The following is a 17192-nucleotide window of genomic DNA, read 5'->3' as shown; positions in this document are numbered from 1 at the left end:
AAACATTAAAAATAAAATTATAAAGGAGGAGTCATATTGTTAAAAAGAGACGGGGTATTTTATCATATTCACTGCAAGGAAGGTGATGTAGGACGTTATGTGCTGCTGCCGGGAGATCCGTTCCGTACTGATAAAATCGCCGAATATCTTGATAATCCGGTACTTATAGCTCATAATCGCGAGCATAAGACATGGACAGGATTTTTGAACGGAGAAAAAGTATCAGTAACTTCTACCGGTATGGGGTGTCCCTCTGCAGCAATTGCCCTTGAGGAACTAATAGCATGCGGAGCAGATACTTTTATCAGAGTAGGAACTTCGGGACGGGTTTCTGAAAAATCACAGAATCCGGACTTAACAGGAGTTATTATTACAGCAGCAGTGCGTGATGAAGGAACTACACGCCAGTATATACCAATAGAATATCCTGCAGTAGCAGACCGTCATATAGTAGGGGCACTTGCAGATGCGGCTAAAAAGCTTAACCTTAATTTTGACGAAGGGATTACACACAGTAAAGATTCTTTCTACAGTCAGGTTTTTACAGATACTGTCCCTTCGAAAAATCGTATTCATGACAGAATCGAAGCCTGGAAAGCCGGTAACGTAATGTGCTCCGAAATGGAGTCAGCAGCACTGTTTGTTATTTCATCTATACGAAATGTAAGAGCCGGCGGCATTATGGCTTTTTCCGATATTGAAGATCAGGCATCCGCTGTAGATAAAGCTATACGTACTGCATGCGAAGGAATTAAATTATTAATTGAGAGGGATAAGTCATAATTTTAGTAGTTTCTTTCATTTTTTAAGCTTATCTCTGTAGAAAGATTATTCATTCTAAAAAATATTTTTCTAAAGATTAAGAATCTTAGTATGATATAGAAAATATAAAAAAAGCCTTCTATGATATTGCTGTTTTATCACAGAAGGCTTTTCTTATTTACAGTATTTTTGCCTTTATTTTTACTGCAGATCCTTATTTATTTTCATCAATTCCTTATAGACAGTATTTTTCCTATGACCGCCAAAAACTTTCATATCATCGGAAAATTTCAGCTGCTTAAACTTTTTTATCGTATTTTCTCTTTCCTTTTCATTACCTGTGGGATGTTTTGCACTGCCTACGAGTTCAGACATTATGGTATCCCCGCCAAACAGTACATTTTCCTCTTCAAAGTAAAATATACTCGAGCCGCAGGTATGCCCCGGCGTATGTATAATTTCAAATGTATATCCTCCGATTGTATATGTACCTTCTGTAAAAGTCAGAGGCTTTGTGTCCAGCATCAGGGAAAATCCGTTTATATCCGAACAGTTTAGTACAGGATCACGCAGAAAATTATAATCCAGTTCATGTATATATATTTTAGCGTTTGGATTAGCTGCGGCAGCCTCATCTAAGGAATATATATTATCCCAATGTCCGTGTGTAATTAATATTGCATCCAGCCCGCCGATTGACTCCGCATACCTTGAAAGCTCCTCTGAATAATGTCCCGGATCAATAAGAATATTGCCTTTTTCAGAACTTAGAACGTGAACTGTACTGGAAAATCTTCCTTTATTCTGAAAGCTTCGTACTTCGCCCTGTATTGATGCTTTCCCCGAAAGTAAGGTTACTTCTCCAGACATTTTATCATTGCCCTGTATCACAGTTTCATTTGAAGAATATGAAATAAAGTTTTTCCCTTCTTCAATTTTGCCGCATGCAACTGTAACCAGCAATATCATTACGCCCGCTGTCTTGATTTTCATTCTTCCCACTTTTTTTCTTTTTTATAGGGAAAATAAATATTTTCTATAAGCACAGAGTATGGATAAGGAGTTTTCCCCTGTTCCGTTATCTTTTCTTCCATATAATCCCGTAAACGCCATACAGCAGTGGGATCTGATATCGATTTGATATTCAGTATATTTTCCAGCTGATTCGGATCCAGACCTAAATCAGACTGAATATCTTCCGGTGTTAATCCTGAAATTTTATAATTTTCATGTAATTCTATACTGGTTTGTTTTTTTTGTTCGATATTTAAACTCATAAGCTAAACCTCCAATTTATATATTTTTTTAACTGCCCGGCTTATTTTATGTATTCATCAATTATTTTTATGATGTTTATATTTGTTCTCTTTTTTATTTAAGCAAGGAAGTATGAATAAACTCATACCTCCAAAACTAAAATCTTTTATTCTGTTTTTATCTTTTTACATAAATTTATTTATGTCTCATTTCAAACTGTGTTCTCTCAATTATTTCTTTTGATGAGTCATATGTCACAGCTTCCGCTAAAGCTGTGTATGATGCTGCCAGTGTTAATGTCAAAATTAATAGTGTTTTTTTCATGTTGTTCCTCCTTATATAGTTTATTTTATATTTTCATTTATATTTCAGATATTTATTTATGTCTCATTTCAAACTGTATTCTCTCAATTATTTCTTTTGATGAGTCATATGTCACGGCTTCCGCTAATGCTGTGTATGATGCTGCCAGTGTTAGCGTAAGAATTAGTAATGTCTTTTTCATACTGTACCTCCTTATGTAATCATTTTATTTAATCTTTTTTCGTGTTTAAAATTACATCAACTGTAACTTTAATAAAATTATTGTAACTTATTTACAAAATAATGTCAAGAATAATTTGCAATTTTTTTTCTTTTATTGTAAAATAATTACATAAGATGTTGTGAATTTAAGTTGGAAAGGGAGATTATTTATGAAAAATGAAAAACAAGGAAAAGAAGTTCTTATTGATTCTGAGTTATTAAGAAAGCTTATCGTCGGAATAGGAGAGGTTTCGGAAATCACAGGAGTTCCTACGAGAAAACTACGTTATTGGGAAGAAAAGGGAATTATTAAATCAGAAAAAGGTTCTGACGGAGAGACAAGAAAATATAACTATCTTAATATAAAAAAAATATTATCAATAAAAGAGTTAGTGGAGGAAGGCTACACTTTAGATGCTGCCGCTGCAAAAGTCGAGAAAAATATAGAAACATTTTTCAAAACTTTCTCAGAATTAATGAGTGATGATAATAATTATAAAAAGTAATATTAAAACAGGTGTTTACTGCTTCCCATGAAGTAATAAACACCTGTAATTATTTAATATATTCTGTTTAACAGCTATGCATTATTTTTCTTTCTGCTGTAATAAACAGAAATAACCAGCATAAATATTAATCCTGCGATCAGTGATATTTTTCCGTTAAACGGAACTGCTTTAGGTGTGGATACTCCGTCTATTCTATGTAGAAATCCGGCTCCCAAAAACATTCCTGTTATAAAAAATATAGAATTCAAATTTCCTTTGGCTGATTTCACCAGCTGCTGCAGCGGACACCCCTGCAGCAAAGATCCTATCCATCCCACAATAAACAGTCCTAAAAAATTCCAAAGCTGAAAAGAATGAGCAGCCGGCTGATCTGCAAATCCTATGTTCAAATTTTTCGATACAAAATTCAATATCAGAAGAAAAACAATTATTGAAACCGGAAATAATATCTGTGGATTTTCCATTTTCCCGCTTAATAAATTTCTAAATCCCGAGTTAAATCCCAAATCAAAATAGTTTGTCAATATTCCTATAATAAGCCCTCCGATAAGAGCCAGAATAATCGGCGAGTGCTGGGAACCAATTCCTTTCTCGCTGAAGGAAACAAAGCCCGGCTTCAAAATCAGTAATAAAAACAATATAGCAGAAATCACAGGCATGATGTATGTGTAGCTTTTACTGTTAAAAGTTTTTTCCTTTTCAGGCAGTGAAAAACCTTTCTTTATAAAAAACGTTCCTGTCCCTATACCTGTTATCATGCCTAATAAACCAAATACAGCATTCAGGTCGCCGCCGCCGAGACGAACAAAAACTCTTACAGTACATCCCAGAAAAATAAGTACTCCTATCATTGTAAATACCCCGCCGAAAAAGTAAATAACCGGATATAAATGAACACTGAATTTTTCTCTGATTAATAAAGATACAATAAAACTTCCGAAAATCATCCCGATTATTTCAGGTCTTATGTATTGAAACGCTTTTGCATTATGTAAATTAACAGCTCCAGAAGTATCTCTTATAAAACACCCTACACAAACACCCATATTTTTAGGATTTCCTGTAAAAGTCAAATAAAAGATAATCAAAGCAAAAATAATTCCTGTTATTGTATAAATCATAGATTTTTTTGTCAATTGTTTCATTTTTCTAAAACCTCCATTTTATAAGTTTAATGTATATCCATTAACAAAAATTTTGAATTTTTTTATTCTAACCGGAATTAATATCCAAAATTCGTTATTTTTTAGAATTACTGCTTACAAATACTCCTGTATAATAATTTTTATTATACTCAATTTCAAATTCCAGATCTTTTCCTGCTGATTTTAGCTTTTCCTGAATTAATTTTTTATCATGGTTATTTTCCATAGGATTTACAGTCTGCACAAGTCCGTAAATAATATCATTAATCTGCTGAAAAGGAATCCCCACTCCCATCTCCTCTTTGCTCCATTGTGCTACACATCTTGTCCCCGAGCACAGCATAGATAAGTTTATTTCATTTCGTTCATAAACATAGGACGTGCATTCCTGACATACTGCCTGCATACCTGCCATTTTTATATTTTTCAGCTGTCCTTTGGTATATGCATGTGCCTGTACTATTCTCATTGCATTATAAGGATTGGTAATAATAATTATTATATCCGGATTATGCTCCTTATAATCCTCTAACGGCCTGATTTCTACACCATAAACGAAATGTCCGCAATAAACCATATCTTTTGCAATATTTCTGCTGACAAGTACATTTTCATAAACACCCATATCGCTGTGTCTTTTCCCTGACCTGCTGATTTCATCATTTTCCATTAGTCCCAGTCCTCTGGCAGCAGCCAGACATGCAAAATTACCGAGATGAAGCTTTATGCTTTTTCCTTCTGATGCATTTCGCACGGCTGTACAGTATGGAACAGTGCCGTTTCTACCAGCAGAGCTGCTTTTTTCATAATCATTTCTGTCAAATAAAAAACGTACTCCTACAGCTTTTCTTTTTAGTTCCAGCAGTATTTCCAGCCATTCATCTGATTCGCCGGCTTTTATTCTAGTCCTCATATGTCGTAAACACTCCGCCAAAATATTCTTTTATTACTTTCGCAGCTTCTTCCGATCTCAAAGATTCCGCCAAAGCTACTGCCCAAGGTGCATTTTCATTTCCTTTTTTTACCACTAAAGCAATAGGATAATCTTTTGCGTCCTGATCCCTGAATAAATAAGTCGTGTAGTCTTTTCCGGCATTTCTCATATGTGTAAAAAAGACAACAGCTCCGTCCAGCTCCTCCAGACTTTTTACCGTCTGTGCCTGATCCATTTCGATAATCTCTATATTTCTAGGATTTTCTTTTATATCCAAAAGTGTATACTGATCATTTTTTGATTTATCCAAGGTTATTAATCCTGCATCCTCCAGCATTCTAAGGCCCTTATCCATATTCATTGCATCATTCATAATAGAAATTCTTGCTTTCTGCGGTATTTCATCCAGCGATTTATACTTTTCCGAATACAGTCCGATCCCTGTATAATATGTATATGGCTGAACCATAACCAGATCCCCGTTATTTTCCCTGTTAAATTTTTCCATAAATGCTTTATGCACAGCCATTCCTGCATCTACACTTCCGTCATTTATACTTTTTAATAATGCAACATTTGAATCAACCAGAATGAGTTTTTCTTTAAATCCTTTATTTTGAAACTCACTCTCCGCTGCCTTTAGAGATACCTCTGATATTTCTGTTACTGCTATGCTTACCTCTTTTTTCTCTTCCGATGACGGCTCCTCTTTCTTGCTTCCGCATCCCAGTAATCCTAAAACCAGAATTGTGATAACTATTACTTTTGATAAATAAAAATTTCTTTTCATAAACAATCTCCCTATTTTAATTTTTTATATAATAAACTTCCGGTACCCTGAATTAAAAAAACCAGAATACATAATATAAATACTATTGTGTACATTACAGCATCATCAAAACGCTGATAACCATATGTCAAAGCCACGGCTCCAAGTCCTCCGGCACCCACGGCTCCTGCCAGAGTAATCGACCCCAGAAATAAAATCGTTGTTGTTGTAAGTCCGGAAATAATAGACGGAAGAGCCTCAACAAATAAAACCTTAAATATAATCTGTATTGTACTCGCTCCGAAGGATTTAGCCGCTATTATGAGATCCCTGTCTACTTCGTCAAAGCTATTCTGTATAAGTCTTGCTATAACAGGTGTAGCTGCTATACTCAGCGGAACAATGGCCGCCTGTTCTCCTATTGATGTTCCGACTATAAATTTAGTCAGCGGAGTAATTGCCACTATTAGGATAATAACCGGAAAAGCTCTTATTGTATTTACGAAAAAACCAACAGTATTATATATTTTTTTATTCTCCTTCAAATCACCCGACCCTGTTACTGTCAATATAATTCCGATTATTGTTCCAAATATAACTGAAATAAGCATGGAAAACAGCAGCATTCTTAATGTGGCAAATAAAGCCGGAACAATAATTTTAGGAATATATTCAAATAATCTTGTTGATGAAAAATTCATTATTCATCACCTTCTTTGTCAAATATTTCACTAAACATGATTTTCTTTTCCAGCAGATAATTCATTATCAGCGCTTTATTTTCTGCTTTGAAAGAGATAAAAACATTACCTGTTGTTTTTTCATTATAATTATCAATATCTGCTGATAAAATAGAAAATCCTGTTTTCAGATCCTGTGGCATATATGACAGGACAGCAGTATCTTCCTGAGAAGTAAAGCTTATTTTCAAAACTGTTTTATCCTCTGAAAGCTGTATTCTTTTTTTACCTGTGACATTCTGAAGAGGTTCCGGATTCATAAGGAATATTTCCTGTGTATCACCGGATATCTTAATTTCACCATTTTCTATTATTGACATTTTATCACAGACAGATCTTATTACTTCCATTTCATGAGTAACAATAATAACAGTAATATTTAGTTTCCTGTTTATTTCTTTCAAAAGCTCCAAAATAGACTTCGTAGTATTAGGATCCAAAGCTGAGGTTGCCTCATCGCATAATAAAATTTTGGGAGATAATGAAAGAGCACGTGCTATTGCCACTCTCTGTTTCTGTCCGCCGCTGATCTGTGAGGGTCTTTTCCCGGCTATATGACTTATCCCTACAAATTCCATAAGCTCTTTTACTCTGTTCTCTGTTTTATTCTTCTCTTCCTTCCAGCACTTCAACGGCAGAGCTATATTTTCAAAAACTGTTTTACGTTCCAGCAATGCAAAATTCTGAAAGATCATTCCGATTCTCTTTTTGATCCTTCTGCTTTTTATACTGTCATCATAAGAGATTAACTCATTCTCAATATGTATTTCCCCGCTGTCAAACTTTTCTATTCCGTTTATACATCTCAGCAATGTTGACTTTCCGGAACCGCTAAGTCCTATGAGTCCGTATATTTCTCCCGGTTTTACGGTCATATTTATCTGCTTTAAAATTATCTGTTTGTTATAAGATTTTGTTACATTTTGTACATTAATTATTTTAGTCATCCTCCTTTATGTTTAGCGGCTTTAAATTCATTAAACCGAACTATTAAAGAATATCATAAGTTTTTCTTTTTTCAAATAATTTTCGTATTTTTTTTATAATTAATCTTTATTTTATTGCATCTATCGTTATGCCTTTTTTACACAACACTTTATTATACCTTGTATTATTATTTAGTCAATGAATTTTTTTTCGCTTTAAAGTTCTTTAATTTTCTGCTATTATGTTATTATAACTGTTTGTGAGGGAAATTATGAATAATAATGATTATTATGATATTGATATAAGGATAAGAATCAAAATAGACAATATTGTTACTTATGGAAGCGGTATCTCCGAACTGCTTCAAAAAATTGACCAGCTTGGTTCCATTAATAAGGCTGCCCAAAATATCGGAATGAATTATAAAAAAGCTCTCAATATTATTAAAAGAGCGGAGGCTAAGCTGGGGAAAAAATTAATTGAAAAGTCTATCGGCGGAACTAAGGGCGGAGGCTCTGAACTGACCCAGTTTGGCAAATTTTTTGTTTACCAGTTTAATGCGGTAGAGGAAGATGTAAAAAAGTATGCTTTAGAGCTCATAAAAAAATCTTTCAAAGAATTTGAATAATGATTACCGGAAATTCCAAAGGACATTTTATAATTCTATTTTTTTTTGAAATTTGGCTTTATTTTAGCTTCAAAGACTTGCAGCCAATAATCTGCTGACTAAAATATAAAGATTATTTCAAATATAATGTTAAATTACTAAAGTATATTTTAAAAATATGTATAAATTAAAACGGGAAGGTGTATTCGTGATACATCTTCCCGTTTATATTATTTATGCTTCATTTCCATTTGAATTCTCCCTATTATTTCTTCAGGCGTATCATAAGTTATTGCATCTGCCATTACTGAAAATGTTGTGAGAGCAAATAAAGCCGAAACTAAAATCAGTTTTTTCATGTTGTTACCTCCTAAATATAGTGTGTTTTTGGTTATGATTATTATATAATATCAATATGGCATTTTCGTGTCTTTTTCCTTAGAATTTCATAAGAATTTCTAAAATTCATTAGATTTTTTCAATATAATTATTTCCTTATCTTTATCTGATTAATCAGCTCTGAAAGCACCAGATAGATTTATTAAATATTTTATGCTATAGTTTTCATATAAAACTCTTAATCAAAGGATAACTTAAAATTTGAAAGAAAGGAGAAATGCTATGTCAGTTATGGAAAAAGCAAGAGAATTTATCTATCGAAATGCACGCCCTCTTGAATTAGCACAATGGCAGTATCATTTTGAAAATGGCAGCAAAGAAAATGTTTTGGCGGTACTATCCTTCTATCAAAATAAAGACGGGGGCTTTGGTCATGCTCTGGAGGCAGATTCATGGAATCCAAATTCTTCGCCTGTTCAAACATGGGCTGCTACAGAAATTTTGAAAAAAATTAATTTTTCTGACAGTAATCACAAAATTATAAAAGGAATACTGGATTATCTTCAAAGCGGCCGAGATTTTGACGGACACTTTTGGTATAATATCGTAAAAAGCAACAATGATTTCCCGCATGCACAATGGTGGTATGCCAAAGATGATAATAATATTACTTGTACTAATTATAATCCTACTGTCTGTCTGGCCGGTTTCATAATTCGCTTTGCAGATAAAAACAGCAGACTTTTTCAATTGGGCTGCCGGATAGCAAAAGAAGCTGCTGCACAGCTTTTGTCTGATGAAAGAAAAAATGATATGCACACAATATCCTGCTATATCCGATTCCTGCAATACTGCACAGAGACAAAAACAAATGAAATCATCAATTTGCAGGCACTTGAAAATAAACTAACAGAACAGGTTAATAATTTACTTACAAGAGATACTACAGAATGGAAAACTTCATATATTTGTAAGCCGTCTCAGTTTTTTAACTCAAGTAACAGTATTTTTTACATCAATAATGAAGATATTGCGGAGTATGAATGTGAATATATCATCAAAACTCAGTTAGAAGACGGTTCATGGGATATTCCATGGAAATGGAAAGATTTTCCGCAGGAATGGGCAGTCAGTAAAAATTGGTGGAAATCCGGCTTAATTATTGCTAATATGCTTTATCTTCAAGGATTTGGAAAATTATAATCCTAAAAATAAGCAGAAATAATTGTAATAACAGCCGGATTTTCCGGAATTATTTTAATAAATTCCATTGCTTTGAGCGCGGTATTTATTTTTTAAAATATCCTGTTACTCTCACTATTATTATTAATATAATCAAAAGTATTACCGGAAGTATTGTATAATTTATTGCTCTTAATATTCCTGAAACAGCTAAATAAAATATGAATAATAAAACAACAGATATAGTATAAATTATCATACCCTGCTTTTTACTCAGCAGTATCAAAACACCTGATACAACAGCCAAAATTCCGAATAATAAATTGTCTAAATAAAAAGCCACAGTAAGATACATTCCGGGGTTTTCAATATACGCCATTCCGAATATTCCTACAAAAATTCTTAAGACCCCCGTTATAATAATTAATACACTGATTATTATCAGTGAAATTGGTATTTTCATTTTTTCCCTCCATTTTGATATTTTTTTATTTTGAAATTTATTTACAGGTTTATTCTCAATAACAGTCTATTTTATACTCCTCCACATTATTATACCAGCTCTCTGTTACCTCCTGCATTCCATTTTTTTCTAAAATTCTTCGAAAATCGCAGACAGATGCTTTATACCTTTCTGATCCTTCTAAAATTTCCGTATGCAGTTTCTGTGCCCCCTCATACCCGTCATTCAAATATTCCGCATTTTTATAATAACTTTTTGTTTTATCAAAAAGAATTAATAATTCATTCAAAACTAAGACCAGATTTTTGGCTGCAATATCTGCCTCCGGTATTTCAGGTTCTTCTTTTACTGTATTCTCCAGTTTATTTATATAGTTTTGATCTAATCTGAACCTGATTCTTTTATATTTATCTGTAAACTTTTCTTCTCTGCCGGCACCAGAAAAATAGTAATCAAAATCCTCGGAATAAAACTCCAGCCGGTCATATAAACGAATATAATTATTATATTTTTTCTCCTCAGCTGCCTTTTTCTTTCTCATTTTTTCCATCTCTTTATTTGCTTTTTTCCAAGAACCATTATCATTTTTTATAAAATAAATTATTTTTTTCTTTTTATCCGCTTTTATATCCAAAGTCATATAAAATTCTTTTTTCAGTTCATTATAAGATACGCCGTATCTTTTCTGTATTCTACAATTATTAATATCAGTTATATCCGGACAGCTCCAGACAGAAAATATTTTTTGATCTGCATAAAGAATTTTTCTCTTGCTGATATAGTTTAGTGTTGCTTTCTTTTTATTACTGCTTACTGTTATCCTCACAGGTTCTTCATCAAAATACTCCCATTTAAAATCTTTGTCTCTGACAGCTTCATATTCAAATTCTTCTATTTTAAAAATTTTCCAGAGTTCATCTGCATTTATGTACACTCTGCCGGTCAGCCTGTCCTTCCCCATATAAATATTATCATTCAGCTTACAGGTTTTCCCTTGCTCCATTAACACAAAATCATAATCTTCAGCGTAATAACTTTCATACCTGAAAGTATTTAAAAGAAATAAGGCTATACCTGTAATTATTAAAAATGCTATTAGCCTTTTCTTCTTAAAGCTCCTGCTGATTTTATCAGTCTCGTTTCTTTCGTAAAGCTTTGTATTTTTTCTTGGTATTTCTGTATAATTATTAAAATTTCTGTATCTTTCCCTTCTCTTTTCTTTTTCCCTTTTTTCATAATATTCTTCTATATCTGTTTTTCTCTTAAAAAAATCGAATATCCCCATTAAATTCTACACTCCATTTATTTTGCACTAGTCAGTTTTCAGCTGTTTCCCAAATTTCCCCGGCAAATATTATATAATAAAACAGCCGTTTTTCATTTTATTTATTAATTATATCATAATATTTGAAAAATACATAAAATCTTAACAGAATTAATATAGACTAAAAGATAAAAAGAAGAGAAGACATAATAGTCCATTTTCCTTATTATAAAAACCGGTTGATATATAAGAAAAGAGAATGCTATAATGGTCGAAAGATAAATTTTTTTAATGTTAATTATTAACGGATATGAGTAATTATGTTCAGATAAATCCTAAAAATATACTCTAAAGAAAGGGTTCGATATGAAAATACTTATAGTAGAAGACGAGATTATGATTGCAGAGGCTGTTGCACAGGTTCTCAGAAAAAATAATTACAGTGTTGACATAGCAGCTGACGGGGAAGATGGTCTGGATTGTGCTTTATCAGGAATATATGATGCAGTGATTCTTGATATAATGCTTCCCAAAAGAGACGGTCTTAGTGTACTGAAATTATTAAGAGAGTCTAAGATACCTGTTCCTGTCATTTTACTGACTGCCAAAAGCCAGACAGAAGACAAGGTACAGGGTCTGGATTTCGGAGCAGATGATTATCTGGAAAAGCCTTTTCAAATGGAGGAGCTTTTAGCAAGACTAAGAGCATTAACGAGAAGAAAAGGAGAACTGATTTTTGACGGAATCATGAAATTCGGGGATATAAGTCTGAATCCTCATCTGCTGCTGCTTTCCTGCCGGGATAATAAAATAAACCTTACATTAAAGGAATCACAGGCTTTGGAATTACTTATTACAAATAAAAATACTGCTGTTTCTAAAGAAACTATCATAGAAAAATTATGGGGCTATGACTCTGAAGCAGAAGATAATCATGCAGAAATTCATATATCCTTATTACGCAAAAAACTGAAGCAGGCAGGCAGCGTGCTTTTAATAAAGGCAATCAGAGGAATAGGATATATTATAAAATACCCGGAGGAGGAATCAGCTTGCTGATAAAGCTTAGAAATAAATTTTTGTTCCTGATGTTCGGACTTACCAGTACTGCCCTCATCACTGCGTTTCTTGCTGTTTACGCTATTTCATATTTCAAAACTGCTTCTGAGATAAATGACAAACTAAACTTTCATGAAGAGCTGGAGGTTATGGCTGCAGGCAGTGTCGCATTAGGCAGTGAAAAAACAGATGCTGTTATTATCAACAGAATATTTCCGGACAGAGGAATCTACTTTAACCTGCTTACAAATGAAGAAGGAAAAGTACTGGTAATAGATTCCGCATTAAAATTGCCCCTTGAAGATTACGAACTGGCTGCCCGCAGAGCATGGAAAGAGCATAAAAATAAAACTGTAAAAATCAGCGGAAGATTGTGGCAGTATAAAATAACTCCTGCTTCAGCTCTGCTTATTTTGGATAATGAATCTGTGTCAAACGGTGAAACTTATCAAATCCGCTTTGTTGATGTGACCGAAGCAAAAAAAAGCTTAATAATTCTGAGAAATACTTTGTTATTAATGGGAAGTGTCTTACTTGCCGCATTTTATATTATGAGTGTCTATTTTTCCAACCGTGCCATAAAGCCTATGAAAGAAACATGGGAAAACCAACAGCGTTTTATAGCGGATGCTTCACATGAGCTAAAAACTCCTCTGAGTATTATCAGTGCAAATCTTGATGTCTTATATGCAAATAAAGATGAAACAATTGCCAGTCAGTTGAAATGGATTGATTATGCCTCTAAAGGAGTGAAGAGAATGTCCGGTCTGGTGCAAAGCATGCTCGCACTTTCCAAAGCAGAAACAGAAAATACACTGCTAAATAAATCCGCTGTTAATATAGGCAATATTTTGAATAATACAGTCAGTTTATTCCAAATCACTGCTGATGATAAAAATATTACTATTGAACGACATATTCCTGCGGAAGTAACTGCCTTTACCTATCCTGCCTTGATAGAACAATGCATTCATATTCTTATTGACAATGCTGTCCGGTATACACCCCGAAACGGAACAATTAATATTTTACTGGATAAAACAAAATCCATTGTTTTGCTAAAAATAGAAAACAGCGGACGCGGCATATCAGAATATGATCTGCCAAAAATTTTCGATCGTTTTTTCCGTTCTGATACATCCAGAACAGACGGCGGACATGGTCTGGGGCTGTCCATAGCAAAAACCGGCATAGAAAAACTTGGCGGCAGTATAGAAGTTATCAGCATAGAAAATAAAAAAACAATATTCACAGTCAAAATACCTGTTTGATTTTATATTCATTCAAGGTTTCCTAAAGGTTCATATGATAATATCACAGTATAAAAACTTTTTAAGGAGAATGAGAATGAATAAAAATATTATATTAAAAAAATACCTGTTTCGGCTTTTATGCTGTTCTTTTATAATCAGTACAATGGTAAACTGTCAATCTTTAAAATCAGATACATCTGAAGGTAAGACAGCAGATACCCGTTTTTTTGAATCTGACATGTTCAGTCTGTCCAAACATCCAAAGGCTGAATCGCCGGAAGCACTTACCCGGCAAAATATTCTGGCTCAAACAGACGGACTGAAAAACAGACTCACTAAAAATCCTGATGACAATGAAACAAGGCTTTCATATGCCAGAAAACTTTTTCAGCTGGGAGATTTTTCCGAATCAAAGAAAATTATTTCTCCAATGCTCAAAGGAAATGAAATCATACCGGAGGCTGTTTATCTTTCAGGACAGATAGAATATATTACCGGCAATTATAAAGGGGCAGAAGATTTATTTAATAAATTAAGAATGAGAAACTTTAAGGATTATTATTTAAAAGCTGAAACAGGTTTATTATATACTTACTATCAGACAAACCAGTTTAATAAAGCCAAAAATCTCACCGCTGCTCTGGAAGAAGACGGTGACAAACCATTAAAAGAAGTCATGGAGGCTTTTAAGGAAACTAAGCCGTATAATATTAATTGGAACGGTAAATCAGAAGCAGTCGTCCCGTTTATTGCCGATGAATATCTTCCGGCTGTTTCGATGGAAGTGAACGGACGAAAAATCAATGCAATAATCGACACAGGAGGAGATATATTTTATCTTGATGAAACCGTTGCATCTTCCCTGAATATAAAAACTATTTCTACTGTCAAAGGAACATATGCAGGCGGAATATCTGTCGAAACCGGATATGGAAAGCTGGATTCCATATCACTGAACGGAGTTACAATAAAATCTGTTCCTGTTATATTAGCACCCATTAAACAATTTTCAGCCATTTATAATAATGAAATTGAAATTGACGGTATTATAACAACAGCTGTCCTGAAACAATTTTTAGCAACAATGGATTATCCAAACAGCAGACTTATTTTAAGACCGAGAAATCAAGCCGGACGTACTCTTTTACAGCAATATACATCTAAGTATAAAAAAACGAAAGACGTTCCGTTTACTCTTGCAACATCTCATTTTATGACTGCCAAGGGGTCTATTAACGGAAAGGAATCGTTAAACTTCTTTATGGATTCCGGGCTGGCAAGTGAAAAAACAGGACTTATCCTATTGGAACAAACAATGTCATTTACCGGAATTCCTATGCTGAAAGCTCAAAAAAAGCCGGATGATTTAGATAATGTCGGCGGATTGGGCGGCAGTGATTTTGAAGTAAGCGAATTCAGGATTAATCAGTTCAGACTAGGCGACCTTCCGGCTGAAAAAAATATTTGGGCTGAACACGGTGCTTTAGAAGCTGCCTTTAATTTTGAGGAATCAAGAGGATTTATTATAGACGGTCTTGTCAGTCATAATTTCTTAAAAAAATACAGCTGGACAATTGATTTTGACAGAATGAAAATGATTTTTTCACAGTAATAATTTTTTTGAGTATATCACAGAAGCCAAAGATATATTTAGGAACATAAAACAGACAGATGTAAAAAATACCGGAGTAAAAATTAAGCAATTCTGTATATTAAAATGCACCTCGAAAGGCTAGTTCAGACTAGCCATTAAAGGTGTATTTTCTTATGACTGTCACAGTCACTTTTTATATAAGTAATATTTATCTGTTAAAAATTTTACAAAAAAATTTTTTACAAATAGAAAATATTTTCATAAATTTCCTCCTAAAATATATAGATTAACCTTTTTCAATTATAAATTCAACATTAGTCTTAACATTTTCATTTATCATTGACCAGACAGGACAGTATTTTGTTTCAGATAAAGTTACTAACTTTCTAAGCTCTGATTCTGTCAAATCATTTGAAACTATATGATATTTAAAACAAATATTTGAAAAATTTTTAGGATGCTCTTTTCTTCTCTCACCATACCCCTTTACTTTCATAGAAATTACATTTTTTTGCAGCTCTTTTTTTATAAGTGCCAGAAGTGTTGTGCTAAGGCATGAAGCAAAACTTATAAGAAACAATTCTAATGCGGTATATCCCTCTCCATCTCCAAAAGGCGGCACATAATCAATTGTTATATCCTGATTTTCTCCTGATTTCCCCAAAAACTTTACCTTATCATTTATCAGATTTAATTCTATTTCTGTTTTATGCTCATTCATTTTTTGCTCCTTTCTTATTACAGTTAATAAATTTTATGTTTTATATTTCTTTGCTAATTTCTTACATTATAATCACTTCCTTTCATCTGGACATATCCTACCACATTGTTTATAATATAAACAGATATCTGGTTATACCAGTATAAATTGTAATACGATAGGAGGATATCTTTGGATATTGACAAAAAAAACCGTACGGAACTAGCTGGTTTTTTAAAGCTGAAACGTTCTAAAATACTTCCTTCTCAGGTTAATCTGCCGGAAGGAATCAGAAGAAGAACCCCGGGATTACGCCGTGAGGAAGTGGCTTATCTCGCAGATATAGGACTTACATGGTATACATGGCTGGAACAGGGAAGACAAATAAAGGTTTCAATTGAAATACTGAATAAATTATCAAATGCTTTAATGCTTTCCCAGGAAGAGAAAAGATATCTTTTCGCTTTAGCCCATCAAAGCATTCCGACTGATTTATTGACAGTTCAGATAAATATTGATAAAAGCATTCAGAATTTTATAGACAGTTTAAAATTATCCCCGGCTTATATCCTTGATCAAAGATGGAATATACTTGCATGGAATAAAGCTGCCTGTTATTTGTTCGGAGATTTTAATCAGAAAATTGAAGGAGAAAGAAACGCGGTATGGCTTATGTTTATGGATGATTATTATAAAAATTTATTTACAGACTGGGAGAAACATGCCGAAGATCTTGTGGCGCGTTTCAGATCCGTATACAGTCATTATACCATGGATAATTGGATTTTGGATTTTATAAAAAAAATGTGTAAAATGAGCAAAAAATTTGATTATTGGTGGTCTCAGCATCAGATTCAGAGTATTGACTCTGTAAACAAATATTTTTCCCATCCCGAAGCCGGTAGTTTAGAATTTGAATGTATAGTTTTAGATGTTGCTAATAACACAAATTTAAAAATATTTGTACATACCTCACTTACTGAAAGTACAAAACAAAAAATGGAGATTTTAATGAATAAATAGAAAAACTGAAATAAAATTCTTCAAGTTTCTTTTTATTTTACTGAAACCTGTGAAAAAAACCATATTTTTTTTGACTGCTGTTAAAAATATTTAAAAAGCTTGACATGGAGCGGACTCCTCATGATATTATTAACAACACT

The 17192-nt window shown here is 33.2% G+C and carries 21 protein-coding genes; 8 read left to right on the top strand and 13 right to left on the bottom strand.

The features are described from left to right. Positions 1–36: 36 nt before the first annotated feature. Positions 37–783: a nucleoside phosphorylase gene (locus STERM_RS02670; protein ID WP_012860016.1), complete on the top strand. Its 747-nt coding sequence runs from the start codon at positions 37–39 to the stop codon at positions 781–783. Between the two features lie 180 nt (positions 784–963). Here the strand turns inward: STERM_RS02670 and STERM_RS02665 are convergent, their stop codons facing one another. The 4 genes from STERM_RS02665 to STERM_RS22630 all read right to left on the bottom strand — a co-directional run bounded on the left by STERM_RS02665 (position 964) and on the right by STERM_RS22630 (position 2524). Continuing rightward, complete coding sequence (locus STERM_RS02665; RefSeq protein ID WP_012860015.1) at positions 964–1755, bottom strand: MBL fold metallo-hydrolase; 792 nt, start codon at positions 1753–1755, stop codon at positions 964–966. After that, complete coding sequence (locus STERM_RS02660; RefSeq protein WP_012860014.1) at positions 1752–2039, bottom strand: DUF2316 family protein; 288 nt, start codon at positions 2037–2039, stop codon at positions 1752–1754. The genes STERM_RS02665 and STERM_RS02660 overlap by 4 nt, the downstream gene beginning before the upstream one ends. A gap of 175 nt (positions 2040–2214) precedes the next feature. Next, complete coding sequence (locus tag STERM_RS22635) at positions 2215–2343, bottom strand: hypothetical protein (RefSeq protein ID WP_012860013.1); 129 nt, start codon at positions 2341–2343, stop codon at positions 2215–2217. Positions 2344–2395: 52 nt separating this feature from the next. Further along, complete coding sequence (locus tag STERM_RS22630) at positions 2396–2524, bottom strand: hypothetical protein (RefSeq protein WP_012860012.1); 129 nt, start codon at positions 2522–2524, stop codon at positions 2396–2398. 190 nt (positions 2525–2714) lie between these two features. Between STERM_RS22630 and STERM_RS02655 the strand changes: the two genes are divergently transcribed. Next, positions 2715–3050, top strand: a complete 336-nt coding sequence (locus STERM_RS02655) for a MerR family transcriptional regulator (protein ID WP_012860011.1) — start codon at positions 2715–2717, stop codon at positions 3048–3050. A 74-nt stretch (positions 3051–3124) separates the two neighbouring features. Here the strand turns inward: STERM_RS02655 and yedE are convergent, their stop codons facing one another. From yedE to STERM_RS02630, 5 genes are all read right to left on the bottom strand, one after another. Next, positions 3125–4198: a YedE family putative selenium transporter gene (yedE, locus tag STERM_RS02650; RefSeq protein ID WP_012860010.1), complete on the bottom strand. Its 1074-nt coding sequence runs from the start codon at positions 4196–4198 to the stop codon at positions 3125–3127. A 94-nt stretch (positions 4199–4292) separates the two neighbouring features. Further along, the gene (locus STERM_RS02645; RefSeq protein ID WP_012860009.1) at positions 4293–5111 is read right to left on the bottom strand and encodes a DUF169 domain-containing protein; all 819 of its coding nucleotides are present in this window, start codon (positions 5109–5111) and stop codon (positions 4293–4295) included. Beyond that, positions 5101–5922: a MetQ/NlpA family ABC transporter substrate-binding protein gene (locus STERM_RS02640; protein ID WP_012860008.1), complete on the bottom strand. Its 822-nt coding sequence runs from the start codon at positions 5920–5922 to the stop codon at positions 5101–5103. Before STERM_RS02640 ends, STERM_RS02645 begins: the two co-directional genes overlap by 11 nt. Positions 5923–5933: 11 nt before the next feature. After that, entirely contained in the window at positions 5934–6602 is a 669-nt protein-coding gene (locus STERM_RS02635) for a methionine ABC transporter permease (RefSeq protein WP_012860007.1), read from the bottom strand. Beyond that, positions 6602–7588, bottom strand: coding sequence for a methionine ABC transporter ATP-binding protein (locus STERM_RS02630; RefSeq protein ID WP_012860006.1), 987 nt, complete (start codon positions 7586–7588; stop codon positions 6602–6604). Before STERM_RS02630 ends, STERM_RS02635 begins: the two co-directional genes overlap by 1 nt. 251 nt (positions 7589–7839) lie before the next feature. Here STERM_RS02630 and STERM_RS02625 point away from each other — a divergent pair, with 251 nt between their 5' ends. Beyond that, positions 7840–8196, top strand: coding sequence for a winged helix-turn-helix domain-containing protein (locus STERM_RS02625; RefSeq protein WP_012860005.1), 357 nt, complete (start codon positions 7840–7842; stop codon positions 8194–8196). A gap of 209 nt (positions 8197–8405) precedes the next feature. Here the strand turns inward: STERM_RS02625 and STERM_RS22625 are convergent, their stop codons facing one another. Further along, positions 8406–8534, bottom strand: coding sequence for a hypothetical protein (locus tag STERM_RS22625; protein ID WP_012860004.1), 129 nt, complete (start codon positions 8532–8534; stop codon positions 8406–8408). A 262-nt stretch (positions 8535–8796) separates the two neighbouring features. Between STERM_RS22625 and STERM_RS02620 the strand changes: the two genes are divergently transcribed. Further along, entirely contained in the window at positions 8797–9717 is a 921-nt protein-coding gene (locus STERM_RS02620) for a hypothetical protein (RefSeq protein ID WP_012860003.1), read from the top strand. Positions 9718–9802: 85 nt separating this feature from the next. Here STERM_RS02620 and STERM_RS02615 read toward each other — a convergent pair whose 3' ends face one another. Continuing rightward, entirely contained in the window at positions 9803–10159 is a 357-nt protein-coding gene (locus tag STERM_RS02615) for a hypothetical protein (RefSeq protein ID WP_012860002.1), read from the bottom strand. Positions 10160–10214: 55 nt separating this feature from the next. Further along, complete coding sequence (locus STERM_RS02610) at positions 10215–11444, bottom strand: DUF3829 domain-containing protein (protein WP_012860001.1); 1230 nt, start codon at positions 11442–11444, stop codon at positions 10215–10217. A 345-nt stretch (positions 11445–11789) separates the two neighbouring features. Here STERM_RS02610 and STERM_RS02605 point away from each other — a divergent pair, with 345 nt between their 5' ends. The 3 genes from STERM_RS02605 (at position 11790) to STERM_RS02595 (ending at position 15347) form a co-directional block, all read left to right on the top strand. Next, the gene (locus STERM_RS02605; RefSeq protein ID WP_012860000.1) at positions 11790–12482 is read left to right on the top strand and encodes a response regulator transcription factor; all 693 of its coding nucleotides are present in this window, start codon (positions 11790–11792) and stop codon (positions 12480–12482) included. Continuing rightward, complete coding sequence (locus STERM_RS02600) at positions 12476–13753, top strand: sensor histidine kinase (RefSeq protein WP_012859999.1); 1278 nt, start codon at positions 12476–12478, stop codon at positions 13751–13753. Before STERM_RS02605 ends, STERM_RS02600 begins: the two co-directional genes overlap by 7 nt. A gap of 76 nt (positions 13754–13829) precedes the next feature. Then, positions 13830–15347 carry a retropepsin-like aspartic protease gene (locus tag STERM_RS02595; protein ID WP_012859998.1) on the top strand — a complete coding sequence of 506 codons (1518 nt, stop codon included), beginning with the start codon at positions 13830–13832 and terminating at the stop codon, positions 15345–15347. 268 nt (positions 15348–15615) lie between these two features. Here the strand turns inward: STERM_RS02595 and STERM_RS02590 are convergent, their stop codons facing one another. Then, the gene (locus STERM_RS02590; RefSeq protein WP_012859997.1) at positions 15616–16050 is read right to left on the bottom strand and encodes an OsmC family protein; all 435 of its coding nucleotides are present in this window, start codon (positions 16048–16050) and stop codon (positions 15616–15618) included. 171 nt (positions 16051–16221) lie between these two features. On the opposite strand from STERM_RS02590, the gene STERM_RS02585 reads away from it, so the two are divergent. Continuing rightward, positions 16222–17052, top strand: a complete 831-nt coding sequence (locus tag STERM_RS02585) for a helix-turn-helix transcriptional regulator (RefSeq protein ID WP_012859996.1) — start codon at positions 16222–16224, stop codon at positions 17050–17052. The last annotated feature ends 140 nt before the right edge of the window (positions 17053–17192 follow it).

It is taken from the genome of Sebaldella termitidis ATCC 33386, assembly GCF_000024405.1.
Classification (GTDB): domain Bacteria; phylum Fusobacteriota; class Fusobacteriia; order Fusobacteriales; family Leptotrichiaceae; genus Sebaldella; species Sebaldella termitidis.
The sequence above is the reverse complement of the archived record's forward strand: the minus strand, read 5'-3'. Positions and strand labels throughout refer to the sequence as shown.

Coding starts and splice junctions, on each gene's coding strand:
- STERM_RS02615 (WP_012860002.1), bottom strand. CDS start 10,159: ATGAAAATACCAATTTCACTGATAATAATCAGTGTATTAATTATTATA.
- STERM_RS22635 (WP_012860013.1), bottom strand. CDS start 2,343: ATGAAAAAAACACTATTAATTTTGACATTAACACTGGCAGCATCATAC.
- STERM_RS02660 (WP_012860014.1), bottom strand. CDS start 2,039: ATGAGTTTAAATATCGAACAAAAAAAACAAACCAGTATAGAATTACAT.
- STERM_RS02645 (WP_012860009.1), bottom strand. CDS start 5,111: ATGAGGACTAGAATAAAAGCCGGCGAATCAGATGAATGGCTGGAAATA.
- STERM_RS02635 (WP_012860007.1), bottom strand. CDS start 6,602: ATGAATTTTTCATCAACAAGATTATTTGAATATATTCCTAAAATTATT.
- STERM_RS02640 (WP_012860008.1), bottom strand. CDS start 5,922: ATGAAAAGAAATTTTTATTTATCAAAAGTAATAGTTATCACAATTCTG.
- STERM_RS22630 (WP_012860012.1), bottom strand. CDS start 2,524: ATGAAAAAGACATTACTAATTCTTACGCTAACACTGGCAGCATCATAC.
- STERM_RS02590 (WP_012859997.1), bottom strand. CDS start 16,050: ATGAATGAGCATAAAACAGAAATAGAATTAAATCTGATAAATGATAAG.
- STERM_RS02630 (WP_012860006.1), bottom strand. CDS start 7,588: ATGACTAAAATAATTAATGTACAAAATGTAACAAAATCTTATAACAAA.
- yedE (WP_012860010.1), bottom strand. CDS start 4,198: ATGAAACAATTGACAAAAAAATCTATGATTTATACAATAACAGGAATT.
- STERM_RS02620 (WP_012860003.1), top strand. CDS start 8,797: ATGTCAGTTATGGAAAAAGCAAGAGAATTTATCTATCGAAATGCACGC.
- STERM_RS02625 (WP_012860005.1), top strand. CDS start 7,840: ATGAATAATAATGATTATTATGATATTGATATAAGGATAAGAATCAAA.
- STERM_RS02665 (WP_012860015.1), bottom strand. CDS start 1,755: ATGAAAATCAAGACAGCGGGCGTAATGATATTGCTGGTTACAGTTGCA.
- STERM_RS02655 (WP_012860011.1), top strand. CDS start 2,715: ATGAAAAATGAAAAACAAGGAAAAGAAGTTCTTATTGATTCTGAGTTA.
- STERM_RS02610 (WP_012860001.1), bottom strand. CDS start 11,444: ATGGGGATATTCGATTTTTTTAAGAGAAAAACAGATATAGAAGAATAT.
- STERM_RS22625 (WP_012860004.1), bottom strand. CDS start 8,534: ATGAAAAAACTGATTTTAGTTTCGGCTTTATTTGCTCTCACAACATTT.
- STERM_RS02595 (WP_012859998.1), top strand. CDS start 13,830: ATGAATAAAAATATTATATTAAAAAAATACCTGTTTCGGCTTTTATGC.
- STERM_RS02605 (WP_012860000.1), top strand. CDS start 11,790: ATGAAAATACTTATAGTAGAAGACGAGATTATGATTGCAGAGGCTGTT.